This window comes from Martelella sp. K41-7, assembly GCF_055808365.1.
This window is the reverse complement of record NZ_CM147867.1, coordinates 1,937,700-1,957,947: the sequence shown is the minus strand read 5'-3', so window position 1 is coordinate 1,957,947 and position 20,248 is coordinate 1,937,700. Positions and strand designations below refer to the sequence as shown.

21 protein-coding genes are annotated in these 20,248 nt (G+C 61.4%); 8 read left to right on the top strand and 13 right to left on the bottom strand.

Going from position 1 to position 20,248, the window contains the following annotated elements; genetic code table 11:
- Nucleotides 1–162 precede the first annotated feature (162 nt).
- The 6 genes from AC0L7L_RS09280 to AC0L7L_RS09255 all read right to left on the bottom strand — a co-directional run bounded on the left by AC0L7L_RS09280 (nt 163) and on the right by AC0L7L_RS09255 (nt 5,807).
- Nucleotides 163–1,776, bottom strand: coding sequence for a GMC family oxidoreductase (locus tag AC0L7L_RS09280; protein WP_473513524.1), 1,614 nt, complete (start codon nt 1,774–1,776; stop codon nt 163–165).
- A gap of 108 nt (nt 1,777–1,884) precedes the next feature.
- On the bottom strand, nt 1,885–2,619 hold the full coding sequence (locus tag AC0L7L_RS09275) for a class II aldolase/adducin family protein (protein WP_272211572.1): 735 nt from the start codon (nt 2,617–2,619) through the stop codon (nt 1,885–1,887).
- A gap of 70 nt (nt 2,620–2,689) precedes the next feature.
- Entirely contained in the window at nt 2,690–3,145 is a 456-nt protein-coding gene (locus AC0L7L_RS09270; protein ID WP_473513522.1) for a YbhB/YbcL family Raf kinase inhibitor-like protein, read from the bottom strand.
- A 26-nt stretch (nt 3,146–3,171) separates the two neighbouring features.
- Nucleotides 3,172–3,762: an amino acid synthesis family protein gene (locus AC0L7L_RS09265; RefSeq protein ID WP_473513520.1), complete on the bottom strand. Its 591-nt coding sequence runs from the start codon at nt 3,760–3,762 to the stop codon at nt 3,172–3,174.
- 32 nt (nt 3,763–3,794) lie between these two features.
- Nucleotides 3,795–4,934, bottom strand: a complete 1,140-nt coding sequence (locus AC0L7L_RS09260) for an FAD-dependent oxidoreductase (protein ID WP_473513518.1) — start codon at nt 4,932–4,934, stop codon at nt 3,795–3,797.
- A gap of 21 nt (nt 4,935–4,955) precedes the next feature.
- Entirely contained in the window at nt 4,956–5,807 is an 852-nt protein-coding gene (locus AC0L7L_RS09255) for an alpha/beta fold hydrolase (protein ID WP_473513516.1), read from the bottom strand.
- 195 nt (nt 5,808–6,002) lie between these two features.
- On the opposite strand from AC0L7L_RS09255, the gene AC0L7L_RS09250 reads away from it, so the two are divergent.
- Nucleotides 6,003–6,677: a GntR family transcriptional regulator gene (locus tag AC0L7L_RS09250; RefSeq protein ID WP_473513514.1), complete on the top strand. Its 675-nt coding sequence runs from the start codon at nt 6,003–6,005 to the stop codon at nt 6,675–6,677.
- Nucleotides 6,678–6,879: 202 nt separating this feature from the next.
- On the opposite strand, the gene AC0L7L_RS09245 is transcribed toward AC0L7L_RS09250, so the two are convergent.
- The 4 genes from AC0L7L_RS09245 to AC0L7L_RS09230 all read right to left on the bottom strand — a co-directional run bounded on the left by AC0L7L_RS09245 (nt 6,880) and on the right by AC0L7L_RS09230 (nt 10,401).
- A complete protein-coding gene (locus tag AC0L7L_RS09245) occupies nt 6,880–7,260 on the bottom strand; it encodes a carboxymuconolactone decarboxylase family protein (RefSeq protein ID WP_473513512.1) in 381 nt (126 codons plus the stop codon).
- 18 nt (nt 7,261–7,278) lie between these two features.
- Complete coding sequence (locus AC0L7L_RS09240; RefSeq protein WP_272211563.1) at nt 7,279–8,820, bottom strand: GMC family oxidoreductase; 1,542 nt, start codon at nt 8,818–8,820, stop codon at nt 7,279–7,281.
- A 205-nt stretch (nt 8,821–9,025) separates the two neighbouring features.
- Nucleotides 9,026–9,697 carry a GntR family transcriptional regulator gene (locus AC0L7L_RS09235; protein ID WP_272211562.1) on the bottom strand — a complete coding sequence of 224 codons (672 nt, stop codon included), beginning with the start codon at nt 9,695–9,697 and terminating at the stop codon, nt 9,026–9,028.
- 392 nt (nt 9,698–10,089) lie between these two features.
- Entirely contained in the window at nt 10,090–10,401 is a 312-nt protein-coding gene (locus tag AC0L7L_RS09230; protein WP_473513510.1) for a hypothetical protein, read from the bottom strand.
- 184 nt (nt 10,402–10,585) lie between these two features.
- On the opposite strand from AC0L7L_RS09230, the gene AC0L7L_RS09225 reads away from it, so the two are divergent.
- From AC0L7L_RS09225 to pldH, 7 genes are all read left to right on the top strand, one after another.
- Entirely contained in the window at nt 10,586–11,602 is a 1,017-nt protein-coding gene (locus AC0L7L_RS09225) for a putative B6 ABC transporter substrate-binding protein (protein WP_272211557.1), read from the top strand.
- 8 nt (nt 11,603–11,610) lie between these two features.
- A complete protein-coding gene (locus AC0L7L_RS09220; protein ID WP_473513508.1) occupies nt 11,611–13,212 on the top strand; it encodes a putative B6 ABC transporter ATP-binding protein in 1,602 nt (533 codons plus the stop codon).
- Nucleotides 13,209–14,318, top strand: coding sequence for a putative B6 ABC transporter permease subunit 2 (locus AC0L7L_RS09215; protein ID WP_272211553.1), 1,110 nt, complete (start codon nt 13,209–13,211; stop codon nt 14,316–14,318). Before AC0L7L_RS09220 ends, AC0L7L_RS09215 begins: the two co-directional genes overlap by 4 nt.
- A 1-nt stretch (nt 14,319) precedes the next feature.
- Nucleotides 14,320–15,255 (top strand): putative B6 ABC transporter permease subunit 1, encoded by a 936-nt coding sequence (locus AC0L7L_RS09210; RefSeq protein WP_272211552.1) that lies wholly within the window; start codon nt 14,320–14,322, stop codon nt 15,253–15,255.
- 61 nt (nt 15,256–15,316) lie between these two features.
- Complete coding sequence (gene pldA, locus AC0L7L_RS09205; protein WP_272211551.1) at nt 15,317–16,123, top strand: 4-pyridoxolactonase; 807 nt, start codon at nt 15,317–15,319, stop codon at nt 16,121–16,123.
- Between the two features lie 10 nt (nt 16,124–16,133).
- A complete protein-coding gene (ppaT, locus tag AC0L7L_RS09200) occupies nt 16,134–17,318 on the top strand; it encodes a pyridoxamine--pyruvate transaminase (RefSeq protein WP_473513505.1) in 1,185 nt (394 codons plus the stop codon).
- 33 nt (nt 17,319–17,351) lie between these two features.
- Nucleotides 17,352–18,095 carry a pyridoxal 4-dehydrogenase, SDR-type gene (gene pldH / locus AC0L7L_RS09195; protein ID WP_272211548.1) on the top strand — a complete coding sequence of 248 codons (744 nt, stop codon included), beginning with the start codon at nt 17,352–17,354 and terminating at the stop codon, nt 18,093–18,095.
- 39 nt (nt 18,096–18,134) lie between these two features.
- Here pldH and AC0L7L_RS09190 read toward each other — a convergent pair whose 3' ends face one another.
- The 3 genes from AC0L7L_RS09190 to AC0L7L_RS09180 form a co-directional block, all read right to left on the bottom strand.
- On the bottom strand, nt 18,135–18,344 hold the full coding sequence (locus AC0L7L_RS09190) for a hypothetical protein (protein ID WP_473513503.1): 210 nt from the start codon (nt 18,342–18,344) through the stop codon (nt 18,135–18,137).
- Nucleotides 18,345–18,525: 181 nt separating this feature from the next.
- Nucleotides 18,526–18,873 carry a GNAT family N-acetyltransferase gene (locus AC0L7L_RS09185; RefSeq protein ID WP_272211546.1) on the bottom strand — a complete coding sequence of 116 codons (348 nt, stop codon included), beginning with the start codon at nt 18,871–18,873 and terminating at the stop codon, nt 18,526–18,528.
- Nucleotides 18,874–19,450: 577 nt separating this feature from the next.
- Nucleotides 19,451–20,239 (bottom strand): MetQ/NlpA family ABC transporter substrate-binding protein, encoded by a 789-nt coding sequence (locus AC0L7L_RS09180; protein ID WP_473513501.1) that lies wholly within the window; start codon nt 20,237–20,239, stop codon nt 19,451–19,453.
- Nucleotides 20,240–20,248: the final 9 nt, after the last annotated feature.

The window sequence follows — 20,248 nt, the reverse complement described above, 5'->3', positions numbered from 1 at the left end:
GGAGAGATAAGCAGGTCCTGGGCTCGAGCGGCAGAGCCGACAGTGCTTCCCACGCGCAGCACGCTGCCTGCGAAAATCCTGAATTTCATTGTGTTCACCTCTGTGTTTTGCGATCGGACCGGCGTTTTCGCTTCTTGTCCTTGGGTCGTCTGTTTTAGTGGATCATGCTTGACTGGCCTTGATGAGATCTGCGGCTTTCTCGGCGATCATGATGACGGCGGCATTGATGTTGCCGCAGGGCAGATCGGGCATCACCGAGGCGTCGACAACGCGAAGGCCGGTGATGCCGCGAACCTTGAGTTCGGGGTCGACGACGGACGCCTCGTCCGCGCCCATGCGGCAGGTGCCGGCCGGGTGGTGCACGGTGATCGAGGTCTTGCGGATATGCTCATCGATCTCCTCGTCGCTCTGGCATTTGGCGCCGGGGAAAAACTCGGTTTCGATATAGTTGGCCATCGCCGGCTGGGCGGCGAGCGTGCGCCCGACGTGGAAGCCTGCGCGCAGCGATTTCCAGTCGTTCTCGGCGGCAAGAAAGTTCTGGTGAATGAGCGGTGCCGCGAAGGGATCGGTGGATGCGAGCTTGACCTCGCCCCGGCTTTCGGGCTGCACGGCGACGATGCGGGTGGCAAAGCCATCGCGAAACGGCTGTTTGAACGGTTTGAACCATGGCCATGCCGCCAGCGGCGCGGCGGTGAACAGAAGCTGGATGTCGGGAAGCGGGCGGCTTTCATCGCTCTTGAGGAAGGCCACAACGCCGCCGGGCACGTCGCCGGAAAATCCCTTTCCCGTCAGATAGGTCCTGGCGAAATCGAGCGTGATCCTGTCGGCGCGCATCTTGTGCAGGAAGGGGCCGGGCGTCTTGCGGTGATGCATGATCAGCACCGAGACATGATCCTGAAGGTTCTTGCCGACGGCGGGAAGGTTGACCCTGGTTTCGATCCCCCGCGCCTGAAGCTCGTCGCCCGCGCCAAGGCCCGAGAGCATCATGAGTTGCGGCGTGTTGATGACGCCGCCAGAAAGCAGCACCTCGCGCTTCGCAGCGACGCGGCGCTCGCTGCCCTTGTGGTCGAAGACGAGACCGGTGGCCCGGCTGCCATCGAAGGTAATGTTTTTGGCCATGGCATGGGTTAGAACAGTGAGGTTCTTCCGAGCCATCGCGGGACGCAGATAGGCATTGGCGGTGGACGCGCGCCGGCCATTTCCGATGGTCATTTGCAGACGGCTGAAACCTTCCTGGGTTTCGCCATTGTAATCCTCGGTCTGGGAATAGCCCGCCTCGCGGCTGGCTTCGGCCACCGCATCCGTCAGCGGGTCCTGGTAACGGCAGCGCTGGGTCGAGACCGGGCCGGAGCCGCCGCGAAACGCCGTTTCACCGCCTTCCCAGCTTTCCGTTTTCTTGAAATAGGGCAGGGTTTTTTCATAGGACCATCCGGTAAGCCCGCTTGCCGCCCAGCGATCGTAATCGCCGCGATTGCCGCGGACATAGGCCATGGCATTGGTGGAGGATGATCCGCCGATCACCTTGCCGCGGGCGCATTCCACGGCGCGGCCACCGACATTGTCCTCCGGCTCGCAGAAATACATCCAGTCATGGCGCCGTTCGGTGAGGATCTTGCCCCAGCCCAGCGGAATATGGATCATCGGATCGCGATCCCAGCCGCCGGCCTCCAGCAGCAGCACGGTAACCGAGGGGTCCTCGGTCAGTCGATTGGCCAGCACGCAGCCTGCGGAACCGGCTCCGACGATGACGTAGTCATAGGTTTCAGCGTGCGACATGGCGTTCTTCCTTCAATCGGGGCGATCGGCCCGATCCGTCTTGCGTATGTTGAGGAGCAGGAGGCGCAGGAGCGTCATGCTCTTGATTGCGCCTTCCGCCAGAGTGTCTCAGGCGAGGTCTTCGGCCAGACCGAGGTGGCGGACAGCAGCGGACCAGTGGTCCCAGCCGCGATTGATCTGTGCGCCGACGAGGTTGCCTGCAGCCTCAAGCTCGCCCTCCGTCATGTACTTGATATTCCCGACCTGAAGACCGAGCGTATAGGCCTTGGCTTCCTGTTCCATATAGAAGGCGCGGAAGGTCGTTTGCCGGATCGAGTTGCCGACGTTGACGACGCCATGGCGGGCCATGATAACGGCCGCCGACTGACCGAGACTTTCGGCGATTTCGGCGCAGACTTCGGGACTACCGCCGAACAGGTCGGTGGAATCGCCCTGCTTCTCGCGGATCTCATAGACCGGTACGGATTCTCCGAGGAAGGCGCCCATATGGGTGACCGGCCGCAGCGGCGTGTCGATGAAGCAGAACGGCAGAACGGCGGGCGAATGCGTGTGAAGGACGCACATCACATCCGGCCGGGCCTTGTAGACCTCGCTGTGAATATAGCGCTCCAGATAGGAGGGACGGTTGTCCGTTGTCTCGCCATCGAGCGTCAGGGTCTGGATGTCGGACGGCGTGATCATATTGGGCGCCAGCTTCTGCGGCAGAAGGAACTGGTTTGGGTTTTCCGGGTCGCGGGCGCTGATATGGCCAAAGACATCCATGATGCCCTCGTTCACCAGAATGCGGGTGGCCATCACCAGTTCCTGGATCGCGGTTTCACGCGCTGTTGCTGTATCAGACATTGTTCAGGTCTCCTCTGGATGAGCGGTCTCGGCGTGACCCCGAAAGGAATCACGCCGGGAAAAACATCGGTTAGTTGGAGTAGAGACCGACGATCCGGTTCTGCTCAATGATATTGTCAGCATAGGTGTCGAGAAACTGCTCGCGCGTCGGCGTGCCCTCGACGTTCGTGTCCAGCGCGTAGACCCAGAAGTAATAATGATGGTCGCCATGGCCGGCAGGCGGCTGCGGTCCATAATACTGCATATCCCCGGCGCCGTTGGGGCCAACGCGGAATTTCTCCTGCGCATCCGAAAGATCGGTGGTCTTGGGGTCGATGGCATAGACCGTCCAGTGCGTGAAACCATGCGCCAGGGGGGCGTCCGGATCATGGCAGATCACGGCCAGTTCCTTCGTGCCTTCCGGCACGCCGCTGACCGTCAGTTTCGGCAGGACATTGCCCTTGTCGCCTGCGTGTTTGTCGGCGAGGCGCGTCAGCGGGGCGAAATCGGAAGAGGTGATCTTCAGGTCTTTGATGTTCAGAGGCATTTGATTTCCTTGAATATTCGTTTGCTTCAGACTGTGGCCTTGAAGTCGGCGACGGTTTTTCCGCCCACGCGCTGATGCACGCGACCGCCTGTCGCCACTGCAACACATATCAGGATTTCGTCAGGACGCGGGCCGTCCGGCGCGACGAAGGTGAAGGCGTCATAATGGGAACGGATATAGAGTTCGTCCTTGTGAGCCAGCGGAATATCGATGGCAGTGCCTGCCGAGGCCACCTTGCTGGCGGAAGATATCCATGCGTCTCCGCCGCCGATGGCTTCGCGCAGCGGGTCGCCAAACGTGGTGGTGACACAGGCCACGACATGTTCCTGCTCGCCGGCGACGCCTGCGATGCCACCCTTGCCATAGCTCTCGACCGGGCGGCCGCCCAGCAGGGCAACCGCGCGTTCGCCAAGCGCATAGCCGATGGCGGCCGATGGAGCGGTCAACGCCGAAAGATCTGCCACGAACTTGCCCGCATAGGGGTTTTTGATGATGACGGCTGCTGCGGCCTTGATCAGAGGGGCCGTTGCGCCGCCGCCATCATGCAGCACTTCCTGGGTCGCACCGTACCAGCCGCGGACCTCGTAGTCCTTTTCGACCTGGCTAGAGTAATTCATGAATGTCTCCTGTAGAGATGATGGGATATTGCTTATTGCGGCCACGAATAGACGCGGTTGATCGGGTCGAATCGGGCGGCGGTCAGGGCTTCAGGGGTGAAACCGTTGCCATAGGACATGGTGCGGTTGGCGGCATGATCCCCGGACAGCTTCTGTGTGAGATCGGTAATCGGACGTACCGATTTTTCCCAATCCGCGAGCGCATCGTCGAGCATGTCGTTTTTCTCGACGTCCTGGGCCAGGGTGAATGCGTTCACCATGCCGCAGCCTGCCCCCTGCGCCAGCGCCGGGCACATTGCGTGGGCAGAATCGCCGACGAGGGCGACCTTGCCGCGCGACCAGTTGTTGAGCTTCGTGGTCTGATAGGTGTCGTAACGCGCGTCCTCGATCTTGGCGGCATCGACGAGGCAGGGTTCGAGGAAGGGGAACATTTCCATCCAGACCTCAAGGTCGAGCGGCACGCGCGAGCCGCGCGGATCGGCGGAAGGCGCCATCAGGCCGAGATAGAGTTCCCTGTCGTTGCAGGGAGAGTAGAGAATGCGCTGCACCCGCGGCCAGTGGTTCCACATGTCGATGGTGTTGTCCCATTCGCCATGGCCGAGCTTGTCTTTGTGACGCGGAACGATGAGGCGGATGATGCCGTCGGTCGCGCCCCAGCGCTCCTGCTCGAAGCCGAGAGAATCGCGGACCTTGGAGCCGACCCCGTCAGCGCCGACGATCAGATCGCCTTCAACAACCTCGCCGGAGGCCAGTTTCAGCGTGCCGGAAGCCTCCGCGCCGACCGCCTCGGAATTGGTGCGGATTTCAACGCCGACTTCACGGGCGCGATTGGCCAGAGCATTGTGCAGATGCGCCCGGGTCATGATGCGCCACGGCAGACCGTTGAAAGTCTCTTTGGACACGGTCTTGTTGTGCATCCAGGTTTCGTAAGCCGGGGGCGTAAATGAATCCTCGAGCACTTCATTCAGGCAGCCGAGACCTTCAAGCACGCGCAGGCCATTGTGCCAGAGATAGATGCCCGCGCCGAAGGCGCGCAGTTCAGGACTCTTTTCGTGCAGGACGACGTCCCAGCCATTCTGGCGCAGCGCGATAGCGGCCGTGAGGCCGGAAAAGCCGCCGCCCGCAACCTGCGCAACCCGTGTCTTGTCCGTGGTTTTGTTGATGCTGACCATTTCTCTGTTCCTGTTGGTTTTTTATTGGGGACGCCGGCAGTTCAGCCGTCGATGAAATTGCGGATCGCGCCGATCGTGACGTCGGGATTGGTCTCGTTGACGTAGTGGTCGGCGCCAGTGCACGACGACGATGGGCAGGTCCGGACGCAGATCGTGGGTCTTTTCAAGCGCCGCAGCGGAGACCAGCTTGCTTTCGGCACCGCGCATGATCAGAACCGGGCGGGTCACCTCGCGGTAGGCGGGAGCCAGATCGGCGCGCAGTCCTTCGGCCGTCTGGGCCATGGCGGACGCCGAGGCGAGGGGGCGCAGGCCTTCGTCGGCTGGCCCGTAGCCGCTTTCCGCTCGAATGCGGATCGCCGGCGCCGGAATGTTAGGATAGCGATTGGCGAGATAGGTGACGATGGCATCGGTATCGGCAAAGGCCTGATCGCCCGCATTCACTCTGGCGGAGAGCGAGGCGAAGACCTCGTCCTCGATATAGGGCGTGAAGTCGATGGCGACGACCGAGCGGACAAGTTCGGGATGGCGCGCGGCGGCGGTGACCGAATTCCGCGATCCCAGCGAGTGTCCGACCAGGATCGCAGGGCCCATATCGAGCGTCTTGATGAGCGCGGCAATGTCACCGGCATAGTCGGCTGCATCGTAACCGGTTTCCGGCTTGTCCGAAAGTCCGTGGCCGCGCTGGTCCACGGCCACCGTTGTGAACCGGTCGGAAAAGGCGTCCATGAGCGGGCCGAAAACGGCGGAATTCGCGGTGATCCCGTGGTAGAACAGCATGAGCGGGCCGCTGCCCCCGATGCGCACGTTCAATGTAATGCGGCCGGTATCGATCCGACGTGCTTGATACCGGCTTTGGGTGGGGCTGGCCGCCATTTCGTTGTTCCCTTGACGTTTCTGTCTGCTTTTTATGTTGGCAGGGAACCACGCCCGTTATTAGCTGTCAATAAGATTGTAAGACATTCTTGCGTTAATTATTGCAGACAGCGGAGGGCCTCATGCTATCCTCTGCGCGGCCGTTCGTGTAGAAAAGCCAGGAAAATATAATTTGAAGAGCCTTGAGGAAACGCCATGAATTCTGGTCTGGATCTCCGGATCACGCCGAGAACCGTGCAGCAGCAGACGATCGAGAAGCTGAGACTGGCCATCATTGCCGGCGTGTTCCCGCCGGGCAGCCGGTTGGTTGAAAGCCAGCTTTGCGCCCAGCTCGGGGTCAGTCGCCCGTCCTTGCGCGAGGCGCTGCGTAGCCTGCAGGCGGAGCGGCTGATCGAGATCATCCCCAACCGAGGCCCCTTCGTTCCCAAGCTTTCCTGGGAGGAGGCGACCGAGATCTACGACGTGCGCGAGCTTCTGGAGGTGGCTGCGGTGGGACGTTGCGCCGCGCTGATTGCACCTGAACAGGTCAAGGAGCTTGAAAGGGCGCTGAAGGCTTTCGAACGCGCCCAGAAAAGCGAAGAAAGCCTCGACATGGTGACCACTGCGGCTGAATTCTACGCGATTATTCTGGCTAATTGCGGCAACGCCATTCTCGAGGAAGTCCATCGCGGACTTGTGGCGCGGATCAGTTTTTTCCGCGGCCGATCCATGTCGCTTGAGGGGCGCGCGCAGGACAGTCTTCAGGAGATGCGCGACATCTACGATGCGATTGCTGCGGGCGATGAAGAGCGCGCGCGCGCGGCGGCAAAACGCCACCTGGACAAGGCCAAGGCTGCGGCCAAGCGTGCGATAGAAAATGATGAGATCTGATTTCTGCCTGATGAAGCAGACAGTTGCGCGAAACCGAGTGCTTTGACCGGTTTGAAGGCATATGCCGCTCGGTTTCATATCCTGAAACTGGTTTCGTCCCAATAGAGCGGTGCCGGCCTTCCGCCGCTTGGGTATTCTTGCGTGATGCGTGGAAGGGGGCGACCCCGCTTGGGATCGCCACCGGCGCGGCAGGGGACGCGGCTCACTGATCCTCAAGAACTTTGCGCGCCGCGCGGAAGCACTCGAGCGCCTGAGGCACGCCGCAATAGATCGCGATGACATGGATGATGGCGCGGATTTCTTCCTTCGATACGCCGTTGTTGATTGCCCCCCGGCAGTGCAGTTCCCATTCATGCATCTTGCCAAGAGCCCCGATCATGGCGAGGTTCATCATCGAGCGTGTCTTTGGCGGGATCACATCGTCCCCCCAGCCAAATCCCCAGCACCACGCCGTCATCGCCTCCTGGAATGGCCGCGTGAATTCGTCGGCAGCCGCAAGGTTTTTCTCGACATAGTCCGCGCCAAGTGTGGCTTTGCGCTGTTCGAGGCCCTTTAGGAACAGATCTTCGTCAAAAATGCTCATTTCATGTCCTTTCCTCTGTCAATCGCCAGAGGTTATCGTGCGGGCAAAGGTTTCGGCAATTGCCAGAACAGCGGCGTGAATTGGTCCCGCAGTCAGGCTGGGTATGACGGAAGCGTCCACCACATGAAGATTGTCGAGTGATTTGAGCCGCAGATCCGGATCGACAACGGCATCGTCGTCCTTGCCCATTCTGCAGGTGCCGCAGGGGTGGTGATGGGTGATGACGGCCTTTGCGATGAATTCGTCGATTTCGGCCTTGCTGGCGAGAGGGCCGGGGGCGAGCTCGCGATCGCGCCATTCGGCAAGCCCGTCCGCATGTCCGATCGCGCGCGCGGCCTCCAGCGCCTTGCGGAACATGGCGCGGTCATGCTCGGTTCGCAGATAGGCCGGGTCGATGATCAGCCGGTCGTTAAGGTCCGGCCCGCTGATGCACAGGCTGCCACGGCTTGTTGGGTGGGTGATGCCGAACAGGAACGAGTAGGCTGTGCCGGCGTCGGGCGCCTGAAAGCGCTCGGATACGATTGGCGCCACGCCGCAGCCGACCACGATCTCGGGTTGTCCGGTGGCGGTGAAGTCGCCGGCGCGCATATAGGCCATCGACTCGGAGTGCTGCAGGCGTGATGCCGGCAGGTGCTTGCGGGTCGCATAGAGATTGCCGGCGCCCAGCAGATGGTCTTGCAGATTGCGGCCGATCCCCGGCATGTCGATCAGGCAGTCGACGGATGCAGCCGCAAGCGCGTCCTTTGGACCGATGCCGGAGCGCATCAACAGGGCAGGGCTTTCCAGCGCGCCAGCGGAAAGAACGACCTGATCGGCAGAGATGCTGACCGGACCTTGCGTACCGACGCCGTCGATCCTGTGTACCCGATTGCCATCCGTGACCAGCTGGTGCGCCCGGATTCCGGTGAGAATCCTGAGATTCTTGCGCGCGCGAACCTCCGGCGTCAGCCAGGCCTCGGCGACCGTGACGCGGCGTCCGGCGCGGATGTTGAGGGCATTGGGCGTGACACCGACCATCCGGCCGTCATTGTGGTCGGGAAGGCGCGGCAGGCCGAGCGAGACGCCGGTCTCGATGAATGCGCGGGTGAGAGGGCTCACCTCTTCGTCGGGCATGTAGATGGGCATCGGGCCGCCGCTCTTGCCGTCCGGACGGTCTTCGATCGCGTCGAAAACCGGCAGGAGTGCTTCCCAGCTCCAGCGGGAATCGCCGGTCGCATCGACCCAGGCCTGATAGTCTTCGGGATGTCCGCGCATGTAGCCCATGGCATGCAGGCAACTCGATCCGCCGATCAGCTTGCCGCGCGCCCAATGATGTTCTCTTCCATCGGTTCCCGCCTGCGGTACCGTCAGATAGTCCCAGTCATAGGCGCGACCCTGAAGGGCCGGCCAGGCCGAGGGCGTCCAGATATCGGGGTCGGAAGGCTCCTCGCCGGCCTCGATCAGCAGAACGCGGCGCGCCGGATCCGCGCTCAGCCGGGCGGCCAGCAAACTGCCAGCCGAACCACCACCGATAATGACCACGTCTGCGGTTATCTGTTCCGCCGGATGAGCGCCGGTCATTGCCATGTCTCCATGGCGGGCGAGGGCGTGAGGTTACGGCTCGCGCGCTGTCTGATCTGAAATGTCATGATGATCCCCTTCTTTTTGGGCCGGAGCGATGGCCCTGAGGGCCGGAATAATGCCGGCGGAAACCGGATCATGCTCCTGCTGCCTGTTGTTCCGCGCGTCCGGGCGGAAACCGGTGTCCATTTTTCTTCGATGCGCTTCAGCTCCCGCTGTCCATGGACCTCTTCGTCGCCGCCATCGCCTCCAGGATGTGCTTTCCGGCAGCTTTCCGGGCCGCTTTCTCATCGCCTGCGGCAATGGCGTCGTAAATTTCCTTCATCTCTGCAAGACTGCTGACAGCGCGCCCTTCCAGCGACATCGACCGCGAGCGGAAAAGGCTGATCCTGGCGACCAGACCCCGGTGGATTTCCTCCAGAATCGGATTTCCGCAGTTTGCGAGAATGACGGAATAAAAGTCCGCGGCAGTGGTCACCCGCGCCAGACTGTCCTTGCTTGAGGCGGCCTTTTCGAATGCATGAAGCGCGGTCTCGAGCGCCCGCAATTGCTCCTCGGCAATCCTCTGTGAACAGCGCCCGGCTGCCTCTACTTCCAGCAATTCGCGAACCTCGTAGATGGCGGTGACCTCTTCCCATGTGAGGGTGGGTACCGAAGGGCCACGGTTCGGCACGAGGTCGATGAGACGTTCGGCCGCCAGACTGCGCAATGCTTCGCGCAAAGACGGGCGACTGATGCCGAGCTGCACGCATAGCTGACTTTCGATCAGACGGGTTCCCGGTTCGAAAACCCCGGAAAAGATTGCAAGCCGCAGCTTCTCGACCGTCTCCTGCTGCACCGTGCGCGGCAGTACTCGTAAGTTCAGGTCTGGCGGCATTGTTTGAAACCTCGTGAATTCTGGGGCTGACCAGAAGCGATATGGGGAATTGCAAGCAAATTTGATCGCTTGAATGCCTTCTTGTCAACTCATAAGAATGAAAGAATGACAGACAATCTGCTTGACGTGTGTCTGGTTTATGTCATCCTTCCCTCCAAACAAAGACACCAAGGCAGAGGGCTTGGGAAATGGCGACAATCGTCTCTATCGCAAATATGGATATGCGCCGTGCCGAAGCGGCGCGCATGGTTCCGGGCCTTGGCAAGGCCGCCGTTGGCGCGCTTCAGGGCGCGCGCGGCCTGGGTGAGGCGTTCGGCATTGCCCAGGCCGCCGGCGAAGCTCGCGCCCGGATCATGCCGGAGCGCGAAGCGCTTACTCGGAAAAAATCGAGCCTAGCCGTCCGTGGTAATGCAGCTCAGCCCGGAATCCTCTTCGGTCTTGCAGGAAAAGTGCAGCGCGGCAGCCGTCTCGCCCGTCTTCATCGGCAGGTCGAGGCGCGCGCGGGCGGTATCGCTGGCGCACCAGATGGCCTCGACGGGCATGCGGTCGTCGGTGGCGTTCATCAGGTTGAGAACCCCCGTCTCGCCATCGTGCCACAGCGTCAGCGTCAGCCGGTTACCAGGCTCGATGCGACCCAGTTCATCGGAATACCAGTGGGCAAGAGCCGCGCGGCAATCAAGGGAGAAACCGGTTTCATTGGTCACTGAGACTTCCACGGGCTCGGCGCCATCGGTGCCGTGAACAATGCCCGAATAAGGCACATAAGCTCCGCTTTCGGCCCGGGCCGGAGATGAGGAAACCCCAGCAGACAGGGCAAGAACAACAACAAGTCTGCCAATCGCTTCCGTCTTGTGACGGGAAACTGACAACCAATTAGGGAACAGCATGATGAAAAACCTACTTGCTTCTGTTGCGCTTAGCGTGGTGCTGGGGACTCCGGCGGCATTCGCTGCGGAGGTTGATACCATAGCCATCCTCACTCCGGAACAGGGGAGTGACTATGGCTGGAATCAGCAGGGCGTCGACGCGGCCAAGGCCGCTGCCGAGGCAACCGGCGTCGAAATCATTGTCGCCGAAGGCCTGGGTTATGGCGATGTTCGTGCGCCGATGCGCGAACTGGCGGCCGACGGCGCCGACCTCATGATCGCGCATGCCAGCGGCTACAATACCGCCGGTCCGGAGATCGCCGAGGAAACCGGCGTGCCGGTCGCTATCGTCGATAGCCCCGACGCTCTGGTGAAGGGGCTTGTTGCCGACTACACGCTTTCCGGCCATGAAGGCGCCTATCTTGCCGGCCGTCTGGCCGCCAAGATGACGACCACGGGCACCGTCGGCATCGTCGTTTCGGGTGAACCGCCCTCATGGAACTCGCAGTCTGCTGGTTTCGCCGAAGGCGTTCATGCCGAGAGCCCGGATGTGAAGATCCTCTATTCGGTGATCGGCCCGGCAGCCTATTCCGATGCTGCAGGCGGTAATCGCGTGACGACTTCGGTCATCGCGGCAGGCGCCGACATCATCTTCGGCCAGGGTAATGGTTCAAGCTTCGGCATGATCCAGGCCGTTGAATCCAACAAGGCGGTCGACGGTTCGGATGTGCTCTTCATCGACGTGATCGGCGACAAATCCGAACTGGACAAAGGTCATCTGCTGACCTCGGTTCTGTGGGACATGACCCCGGTCTACACCGCGATGATCGAGGACCTGAGAGCAGACAAGTTTGGCACCCATGGCTACGCGATCAGCCTGGCGGACGATTCCGTCAAGCTCGTCAAGACGCCGCAGGTCGATGAAACAGCCTGGACCGAGGTGATGGCACTGCGCGATCAGATCATCGCCGGCGACATCACGGTCGAGCCGAAGTTCGATGCGGAAGATGTTCGCACTCTGGTCACCGTAACTGAGTGAGCATATCCGTGGCAAATGCACTGGCAACCCCTACAAACCTGCCCCCGGAAACGGGGGCAGGCGTCATTGGCGTACATGGCGTCACCAAGCGCTTTCCCGGCGTGATTGCGGTCAACAACGTTTCGCTCACATTTCATCCCGGCGAGGTCCATGTCCTTCTGGGCGAGAACGGTGCCGGAAAATCGACATTGGTAGGCATTCTTTCCGGTCTTCAGCCGCCGGACGAGGGCTACCTGTCGCTCAATGGCGAGAAAACCCGGCTGGCCAGCCCCTCGGCCAGTCTCGATGCCGGTATCAGCACAGTCTTCCAGCATTCCATGCTTGTGCCGACCCTGACGGTTCTGGAAAACCTGACGCTGGGCGCGCCCTGGTACGAGCGTCCGCCCCGTGCCCGGATCGCCGCGCGAATGGAGGAATTGAAGCGGCAATTCGCGCTTTCCCTCCCGCTTGACGCCATTACCGGCGAGCTTTCGCTCGGCCAGCAGCAGCAGATCGAGATCGCCCGTGCGCTTTTGCGCGACAGCAAGGTGCTGATCCTCGATGAAGCGACATCCATGCTCACGCCCCAGGGTGCGCAGGAGCTTGGCGAGCGGATGCAGCAGCTCGTCAAGAGCGGGCTGGCGGTGATCTTCATCACCCACAAACTCGCCGAGGCCTATCGCTACGGCAACCGCATTTCCGTGCTCAAGCAGGGCGCGCTTGCCGGTGAAATGGGCCCGGAACAGCTCAAATCCATGTCCGAGGACGAGGCGGTGGACGAGATCGTTCGTCTGATGTTCGGTCGCGAGGCCGGCGCCACGTCCACCGAGCACAGGAAAAGCACAGCACGAGATAACGTCGCTCTCAAGGTCGAGGCCCTGTCGACAGAAGGCGATGCCGATGTCATGGGCCTTGAAGACATTTCGCTGAGCCTGCGTGCAGGCGAGATCGTCGGCGTGGCAGGGATCGATGGCAATGGACAGAAGCAGCTGGCCGAGGCCATGGCGGGCCAGCGGCCCCTCAAGTCCGGACGTGTTGAACTGGACGGCGAGGATATTACCCGCGCCTCCATCGCACAGCGCCGCCGGAAGGGGCTGCGTTACCTGACGGATGACCGTTTGTCCGAAGGGTCGGTTGCCGCCTTTCCGGTTTCAGAGAATGCAGTGCTCAAGGATATCGGCCAGCCGCCTTTCTGGGTGAACGGTCTGGAGCGTCCGCACCGCATCGCGGAGCATGCGCGCGATCTCATCGCACGGTTTTCGGTGAGTACGCCCAGCGAGACCACCCCGATCGGGCGGCTTTCGGGCGGCAATATCCAGAAGCTCCTGCTGGGGCGCGAACTCTCCGGTGAGGCGCGCGTCGTGGTGTTCAACAAGCCGACCTACGGGCTGGACCTCCAGAACATCGATACGTCACGCCAGCGGATCGGGCAAATCGCCGAACGTGGCCTTGGGGTGCTGCTCATCTCCACCGACCTCGATGAGTTGATGGCGTTGTCGGACCGCATCGTGGTGATGGAAGGCGGCCGTATCCGCGGGATCGTCGAAAATGACGGCAGCGGCGAGGCCCTGCGCCTTCGCATTGGCCGGATGATGGCCGGCGAGGAAGAAAACAGACAGGCGATGGCATGACCATGCAAGACGAAATCAACGCCGTATCGGCGGATACGCAAACCGACGCCGCCGCGAGCGCGCGACCGGTGAACGAGCGCAGTGCGTTCCAGCGCATCCTGACACTGACCGTTGGGCCGATCATCGCGGCCTTCCTGCTGTCGGCGATCATCCTGATGCTGGTGGGCGTCAATCCGCTGACCTATTACGGCTACATCCTCGAACGCTCGCTGCTTTCTGGATTGGGCCTGCAGCAGACGGCAACCCGCATGGCGCCGCTTCTGTTTCTCTGCGCTGGCCTGATCGTTGCGTTCCGCGCTGGGATCTGGAATCTGGGAACGGACGGGCAGTTTCTGCTCGGCGCTGTCGCCGCCGCGGCGACCGCGCCCCTCCTGGTCGGCATTCTGCCGGGCTGGGCTGTGCTTCTGGCCGGCTTCCTGCTGGCCGCGATCGTCGGCGCTCTGTGGTCGGTCATACCGGCGCTGCTGAAAGCCTATCAGGGCGTCAACGAAATCATCACGACGCTGATGATGTCATTTCTGGGCGTTCTGCTCGCCTCGACGCTGGTCAAGCTGATCTTCAGGGATCCGGCGACCACAGTGCCGCAGACGCGCACTCTCCCGGTAGACGACCGTTTGCCACGGCTGTTCGATACCTCGATTTCCAGCGGGTTGATCTGGGGGCTGATCGCTGTTCTGGCCGTTCATTTGATGATGACCCGAACGTCCTTCGGATTACGGTTGCGGATGGTGGGCGCAAACCCAGTCGCCGCGACCCATGCGGGTCTTTCGGTGCCACTGCTGACCATGGCGACGTTTGCGCTGTCGGCTGGCCTTGCCGGGCTTGCGGGTGCTTCCGAGATCCTCGGTGTTACCGGCAATGTGCCCGCCAATTGGAATCCCGCCTACGGGCTGATGGTCATACCGCTGGTCTTTCTTGCCCGCTTCAACGGCATCGGCGCGATTGTGCTCGTCTTCTTCTACTCGGCGCTGATGATCGGCAGCGAGAGCGCCGCGCGCCGTCTCGGCGTGCCGCAGAACTTCACCCTCGTGCTGGTCGCCAGCCTGCTGATCTGCCTTGGACTCGGCGAATATATCGATCAGCACAAACGCAAGAAGGAGCGTTGAGATGAGCGGATTGCTAACCGAGGCGTTCCTGTCGTCTCTTCTCACAGGCGCGATCATTGCCGCTATCCCGATGCTTCTGGCCGGTCTTGGCGAGCAGATGTCGGAAAAGGCGGGCGTGCTCAATATCGGCATCGAAGGCATGATGCTGATGGGGGCCTATATGGGCTTTCTCGTTGCCTTCAAGACCGAATCCCTGTGGCTGGGTTTTCTCGGCGGCATGCTTGGCGGGGTATTGGTTGCCATCGTCATGGCCGTGCTTTGCGTGCGTCTGGGGCTGAACCAGATCGTGATCGGCATCGGTCTGACGCTCGGGGTGGAGGGGCTGACCGCGCTGCTTCACCATTTCCAGTTCTCGCGAACCTATCCGCGCCTGCCGGCACCCGAGCGGCTGAACATTCCGGGACTGACCGACCTGCCGGTGATCGGGCCGTCGCTGTTCGGGCGTCATCTGATCGTCTATCTGGCGCTTCTGGCGGTCGCGGTGCTGGCGTTTCTCTATCGGCGCACCAATCTCGGCATGACCCTCAGCGCCGCCGGTGAGAGTCCGGCAGCACTCGACGTGGCCGGCGGCAACGTGCTCGGCATCCGCGTTTTCGCGGTTTTGTTCACCGGCGCCATGGCAGGGCTCGGCGGTGCCTATCTCGCCAATATCGGGGCAGGGCTGTTCCTTCCCTTCATGACGGGCGGCGCGGGTTTCATCGGCATTGTGCTGGCCATGCTGGCGCGGGGCCGGCCGCTTTGGGTGCTGATCGGCTCGCTCATATTCGGCGCGGCGCTGTCGCTGACCACGGCCCTGCAGGTGGCTGGATCGAACATTCCCACGGATGTCATCCAGATGCTGCCCTTCGCTGCGGTGATGCTGGTCCTCGTGCTTTTCGGACGCCGAGCGAAGCTGCCTGCGGCACTGGGTGCTGCTTACGAACGCGGCGCCCGCTGAGGGCGTCATCATCACAAAAATCTGGCCCGGGAAGGGCCTGCAAACACATAGGAGACGTGACATGGCAGATACCAAAGTATTCCTCCTCGACGGCGGCTCGCTGGTGCTCGACGGTTTCCATATCTGGTGGAACAAGGGTCCGGGCGGCGAGGTTCGCTTTCCTGTCTATTCCGTGCTTGTCGATCATCCCAAGGGAAAGTTCCTGATCGATACCGGCTATGATTTCGACCACGTGCAGAAGGCATTGCCTTTCGAAAAGCCGCAGCAGAGCGAACAACAGACCATTCCCGGCGCGCTGAAGCTTTTGGGGCTGGAGCCCAAGGACATCGATGTCCTGTTCAACTCGCATTTCCACTTCGACCATGTTGGCGGCAACAAGTTCTTCCCCGACGCGAAGAAAATCTGCCACAAAGATGAACTGCCGCAGGCGGCCAAGTGCCAGCCGTTCGAGGTGTTGGGCTATTCCGACCTTGCCTTCTCCACGGATGTGGCGGAAGCGCGCGGCATGAGCGATCAGCTCGGCGCCGGGCAGACGGCCGGCAATACCAAGTTCGAGCTGATCGAGGGCGATGTCGAACTCGCCCCGGGTGTGACGCTGCTCTACACGCCGGGCCATACCGTTGGGCATTATTCGCTGCTGGTGGAATTCGACACGCGCCGTCCGCTTCTGCTCACGCTTGACGCCGCCTATACCCGCAAGAACTACGACAATGACATCAATGCGGGTTTCCACATCGATCCCGTGGCCGGCGTGAATTCCATGCGCCGCCTGAAGGAGATCGAGAAGGAGAAGAATGCCGAGGTTCTGTTCAGCCACGATCCGGAGAGCTTCAAGGACTACAAAACCGGCGTCAATTTCTACGGTTGAGGAGGAACAGATGAAATATCCTGAAACGAAACCCCCGGTCTTCACCCTGACGGCCGGTCCTGTGGATGCCTACCCGGAAGTGCTGCGCGCGCTCGGCACCACGGTGCTTTACGATTACGATCCGGCCTTCCAGGCATTCTTCGAGGATCTCACCCTCAAGGCGCAGGAAGCGCTTGGCTGCGATCTGCCGCCGCTGATCCTTCAGGGGGAGCCGGTACTCGCACTTGAGGGCGCCGCCGCCTCGCTCATCGCCAGAGACGACGTGGTCCTCAACCTCGCTTCCGGCGTTTATGGCAAGGGCTTCGGCTACTGGGCCGCACGCTATGCCAAAAAAGTCGAGGAAATCGAGGTGCCCTATGACACCGCGATTGATCCCGAGCAGGTCCGCGCCTTCCTCGAAGAACACCCCGAGGTCAAGGTCGTCTGCGTCTGCAATCACGACACGCCGTCGGGCACGCTCAACGATATCGACGCGATCGGCGCGGTTGTCGCCGAAGCCGGCGCGCTTCTGCTGGTCGACGCGGTCTCCTCCTGGGCTGGCATGCCCACAAGCCCAACGTCCAGTCAGGCGGCGGTTTACGTCACCGGCCCGAACAAGTGCCTCGGCTGCCCGCCATCGCTCTCGCTTGTGGCCGTATCCGAAGCCGCTTGGGCCAAGATCGAGGCCAATCCGGATGCGCCGTTTGCCTCCATGCTGAGCTTTACCGACTGGAAGAACGCCTGGAAACGGACCGAACCGTTCCCCTTCACCCCTTCGGTGGCCGAGCTCAACGGTCTGAACGCCGCGCTTGACCGTTATCTCGAAGAGGGACCGGAAGCGGTCTGGAAGCGTCATGCTTTGACTGCCAGGGTTTGCCGGGAAGGCATCAAGGCCATGGGTGTTGAACTTTGGCCGGTTTCCGAAGACATCGCTTCGCCGACTGCGACTGCGGTGAAGATGCCCGATGGCATCGATGCCGGTCCCGTCCTGGTGGAGACCCGTGCCCGTTACGGCATTTCCATGTCGGCAGGTCGGGCAGAAACACGCGGCAAGCTGATCCGCATCGGCCATATGGGCCCGACGGCGCAGCCGGCCTACGCGCTTCTGGCTGTCTCCGCGATGGGCGGGGCACTGAAGGCATTGGGCGCCAAGGTGGATGTAGCGGCCGGACTTGCCGCAGCCCAGGCCGCCTGGGACGCGGCAATCGACGAATAGCCGGGAACGGCGACAAACGAAAGGAATGAGGGAATGAGTACCAGTCTTGAAGGCCGCAAGGCCGTTGTAACCGGTGCCGCACAGGGCATCGGCAAGGCCATCGCCAGGGCTCTGGCCGAAGCGGGCGCACAGGTCGTGATCTCCGATATCAACGGCGAGGGCGCAAAGGCCGCCGCCGCGGAGATCGGTCACGGCGCGGTGGGCGTGACCTGCGATTCCACCAATGTGGAACAGGTCGGAAAGATGCTGGAAGATGCCGCCGAGAACGGCGCCATCGATATTCTCGTCAACAATGCTTCCATCGTTCCCTATATCGCGTGGGACGATGTGGATCTGGCGCACTGGCAGAAGATCATCGACACCAATCTGACGAGCGTGTTCATTGCTTGCCGCAAGGCGACCGACATGATGCGCGCCGCCGATCGCAAGGGAACGGTGCTCAACATCGCCTCGAACGCGTTCTATGCCGGTACACCGAACATGTCAGCCTATGTGGCGGCAAAGGGCGGCGTGGTCGGTTTCACCCGTGCGCTGGCGACGGAAGTGGGCAAATACGGTATTCGCGTCAACGCAGTTACGCCGGGCCTGATCGAATCCGACGGCGTGAAGGGCAGCCCGCACGCCGAGAGCTTCGGCTTCGTCGAGATGCTGCAGGCGATGCCCGGCAAGGGCCAGCCCGAGGATATCGCCAAGGTGGTGGCATTCCTCGTCTCCGACGATGCGGGCTGGATGACCGGCCAGTGCGTCAATGTCGATGCCGGTATGATCCGCCTTTAAGGCTTATTCCGCAAAGGCCGGAACGTTCTGACGGGTCATTCAATACCGGCGGCCGGGCTGCGCGATAAAGCGCGGGTCCCGGCCGATAGCAGGGTGGCGGCGGCCAGAAGCTGAGCACCGGTGGCAATCGCCGACAGAGCCTTGTCTGGCCTCACCGAGCATGGTGTAAAGCCGCGTCGGCACTTCCGCTGGAAACACCACACGCGTGCCATCGCCCGGGTAATCCTGCCTGAGGCGATATGCATTCACGATCTTGGCCGGCTTGACCATAACGGCGAGCCGTCACGGCTGCAGCCGCGCTCATTCTGGCGCGCGTGTTCGGCGATAGTTCTGACGGCACTGTATACTTATCGACCTCGGGTCAAAGGATGGCATGCCGCCAGATCCCGCATCTCGCGAATAATGTGACGGTGTCCGAGGCGCCATGACGCTACAGCGCGCGCTTGCCGGTCAGATGCAGCCGCGCATTTTCGAACGGGTATCCGTCATCATCGATGGAACGACGAGACAGCTCCCGGAAGCCCAGTGCGGCATAGAAAGCCACGGCCTGTCGATTGTCGGTGTAGACCTCAAGCGTCAACTCGCCCTTGAGGCTCAAGCCGTGCGCGATAAGTCGGCGTCCAATACCGGACCCCTGCCGCTCAGGCGAGACGAAAATGCCTCCGACGAACGTGTCGAGCAGGCTGATGAACCCGCAGTGCTTTTCTCCCGCGCATGCCACCCAAGTCTCCGCTCTCGGCAGATATTGGGTTTCGATCAGCGCTTTCTGTTCATTCAAACGCTGCGCGCCGATAAACGGATGGGCCAGCAGCGAGGCTTACTGACCCCAGCAGGGAGAGCGGCTCCAGTGGACGACTTCTTGTCGGTGGCGTTTGCCTCGAGTTCCCTTTAAGCATCGCTGATGCCGAGTTGGCGAAGCTGATGCGCGTCGCGGGGCAGTTCTCATGATCTTTCCGTCGAGTACCTTCAAGATCTATCTCGCCACCGATCCCGTCGACTTCCGCAGCCGCCAAAGCCATTCACCGGATGACATAAACGCAAACAAAGAAAACCCGAAAAGCACAGGCCGGTGAAGCGAACACTTCACCGGTCTTTTTCTCGGCCCGGACCCCAGGCGGCCTGCAGCCCGCCAAGGCTGCAGACGACGGGTCAGTCGCCAAACTTGGTCCCGTCCGGTAAGCTATGAAGCCCTGATGAACGCGGCCTTCTCAAAGAAGAAACCACCTCTAAGAGCTTCGCCGAGGCAGCACATGATTGCTGCCTCGGCGAGACAAGGTCGTTGCTGCGGGAGCGCCCTTCACCGCAACAATCCGGCTGCAGTACTGCAGAAACGTTTCGTGTTCATGAGAGTCTGATCAGAAGACCGGGACGACCGCACCGCCATAGGTGTTTTCTATGAAGCTGCGAATCTCATCGGACTGATAGATTTCGACGAACTGCTTGACCCAGTCGGCGTCCGCATCCTCCGTGCGCGCGACGATCACGTTGGCGTAGGGGCTGTCGGGGCTTTCGATGGCGATCGAGTCCTCGATCGGGTTAAAGCCGGCATCAAGCGCATAATTGGTGTTGATCGCGGCGACCGAAACATCATTGAGAACGCGCGGCAGCTGTGCCGCGTCCAGCTCAAGAATGTCGATGTTCTTGGGGTTTTCAACGATATCCAGCGGCGTAGCCTTCAGCCCGGCGCCATCGGCAAGCTTGATGACGCCCTTGGCCTGCAGCAGGAGAAGCGCACGGCCGCCATTGGTCGGGTCGTTCGGGATCGCGACTCGGCTGTTTTCCGGAATATCATCGACGCTTTCGACCTTTTCAGAGTAAATACCCATCGGCGTGATGATCGTCTTGCCGACGGCCTTCAGGTCGTAGCCGCGATCGGCGACCTGGTTGTCGAGATACGGCCCGTGCTGGAAGCTGTTGAGATCGAGGTCACCGTCATTCAGCGCCTGGTTGGGCACGACGTAATCGCTGAAGGTTGCGATCTCGACATCAAGGCCCTGTTCCTTGGCGAGCTTCTGAACCTCTTCGAGGATTTCCTCATGCGCGCCGGGCGTGACGCCGACGGTGATCTTGTCCTTGGCAAGGGCTGTTCCAGCGGCAAGGCTGGATGCAATGGCAAGTAGGGCAAATGGGGTTGCGAGCTTCATTTCTATTGT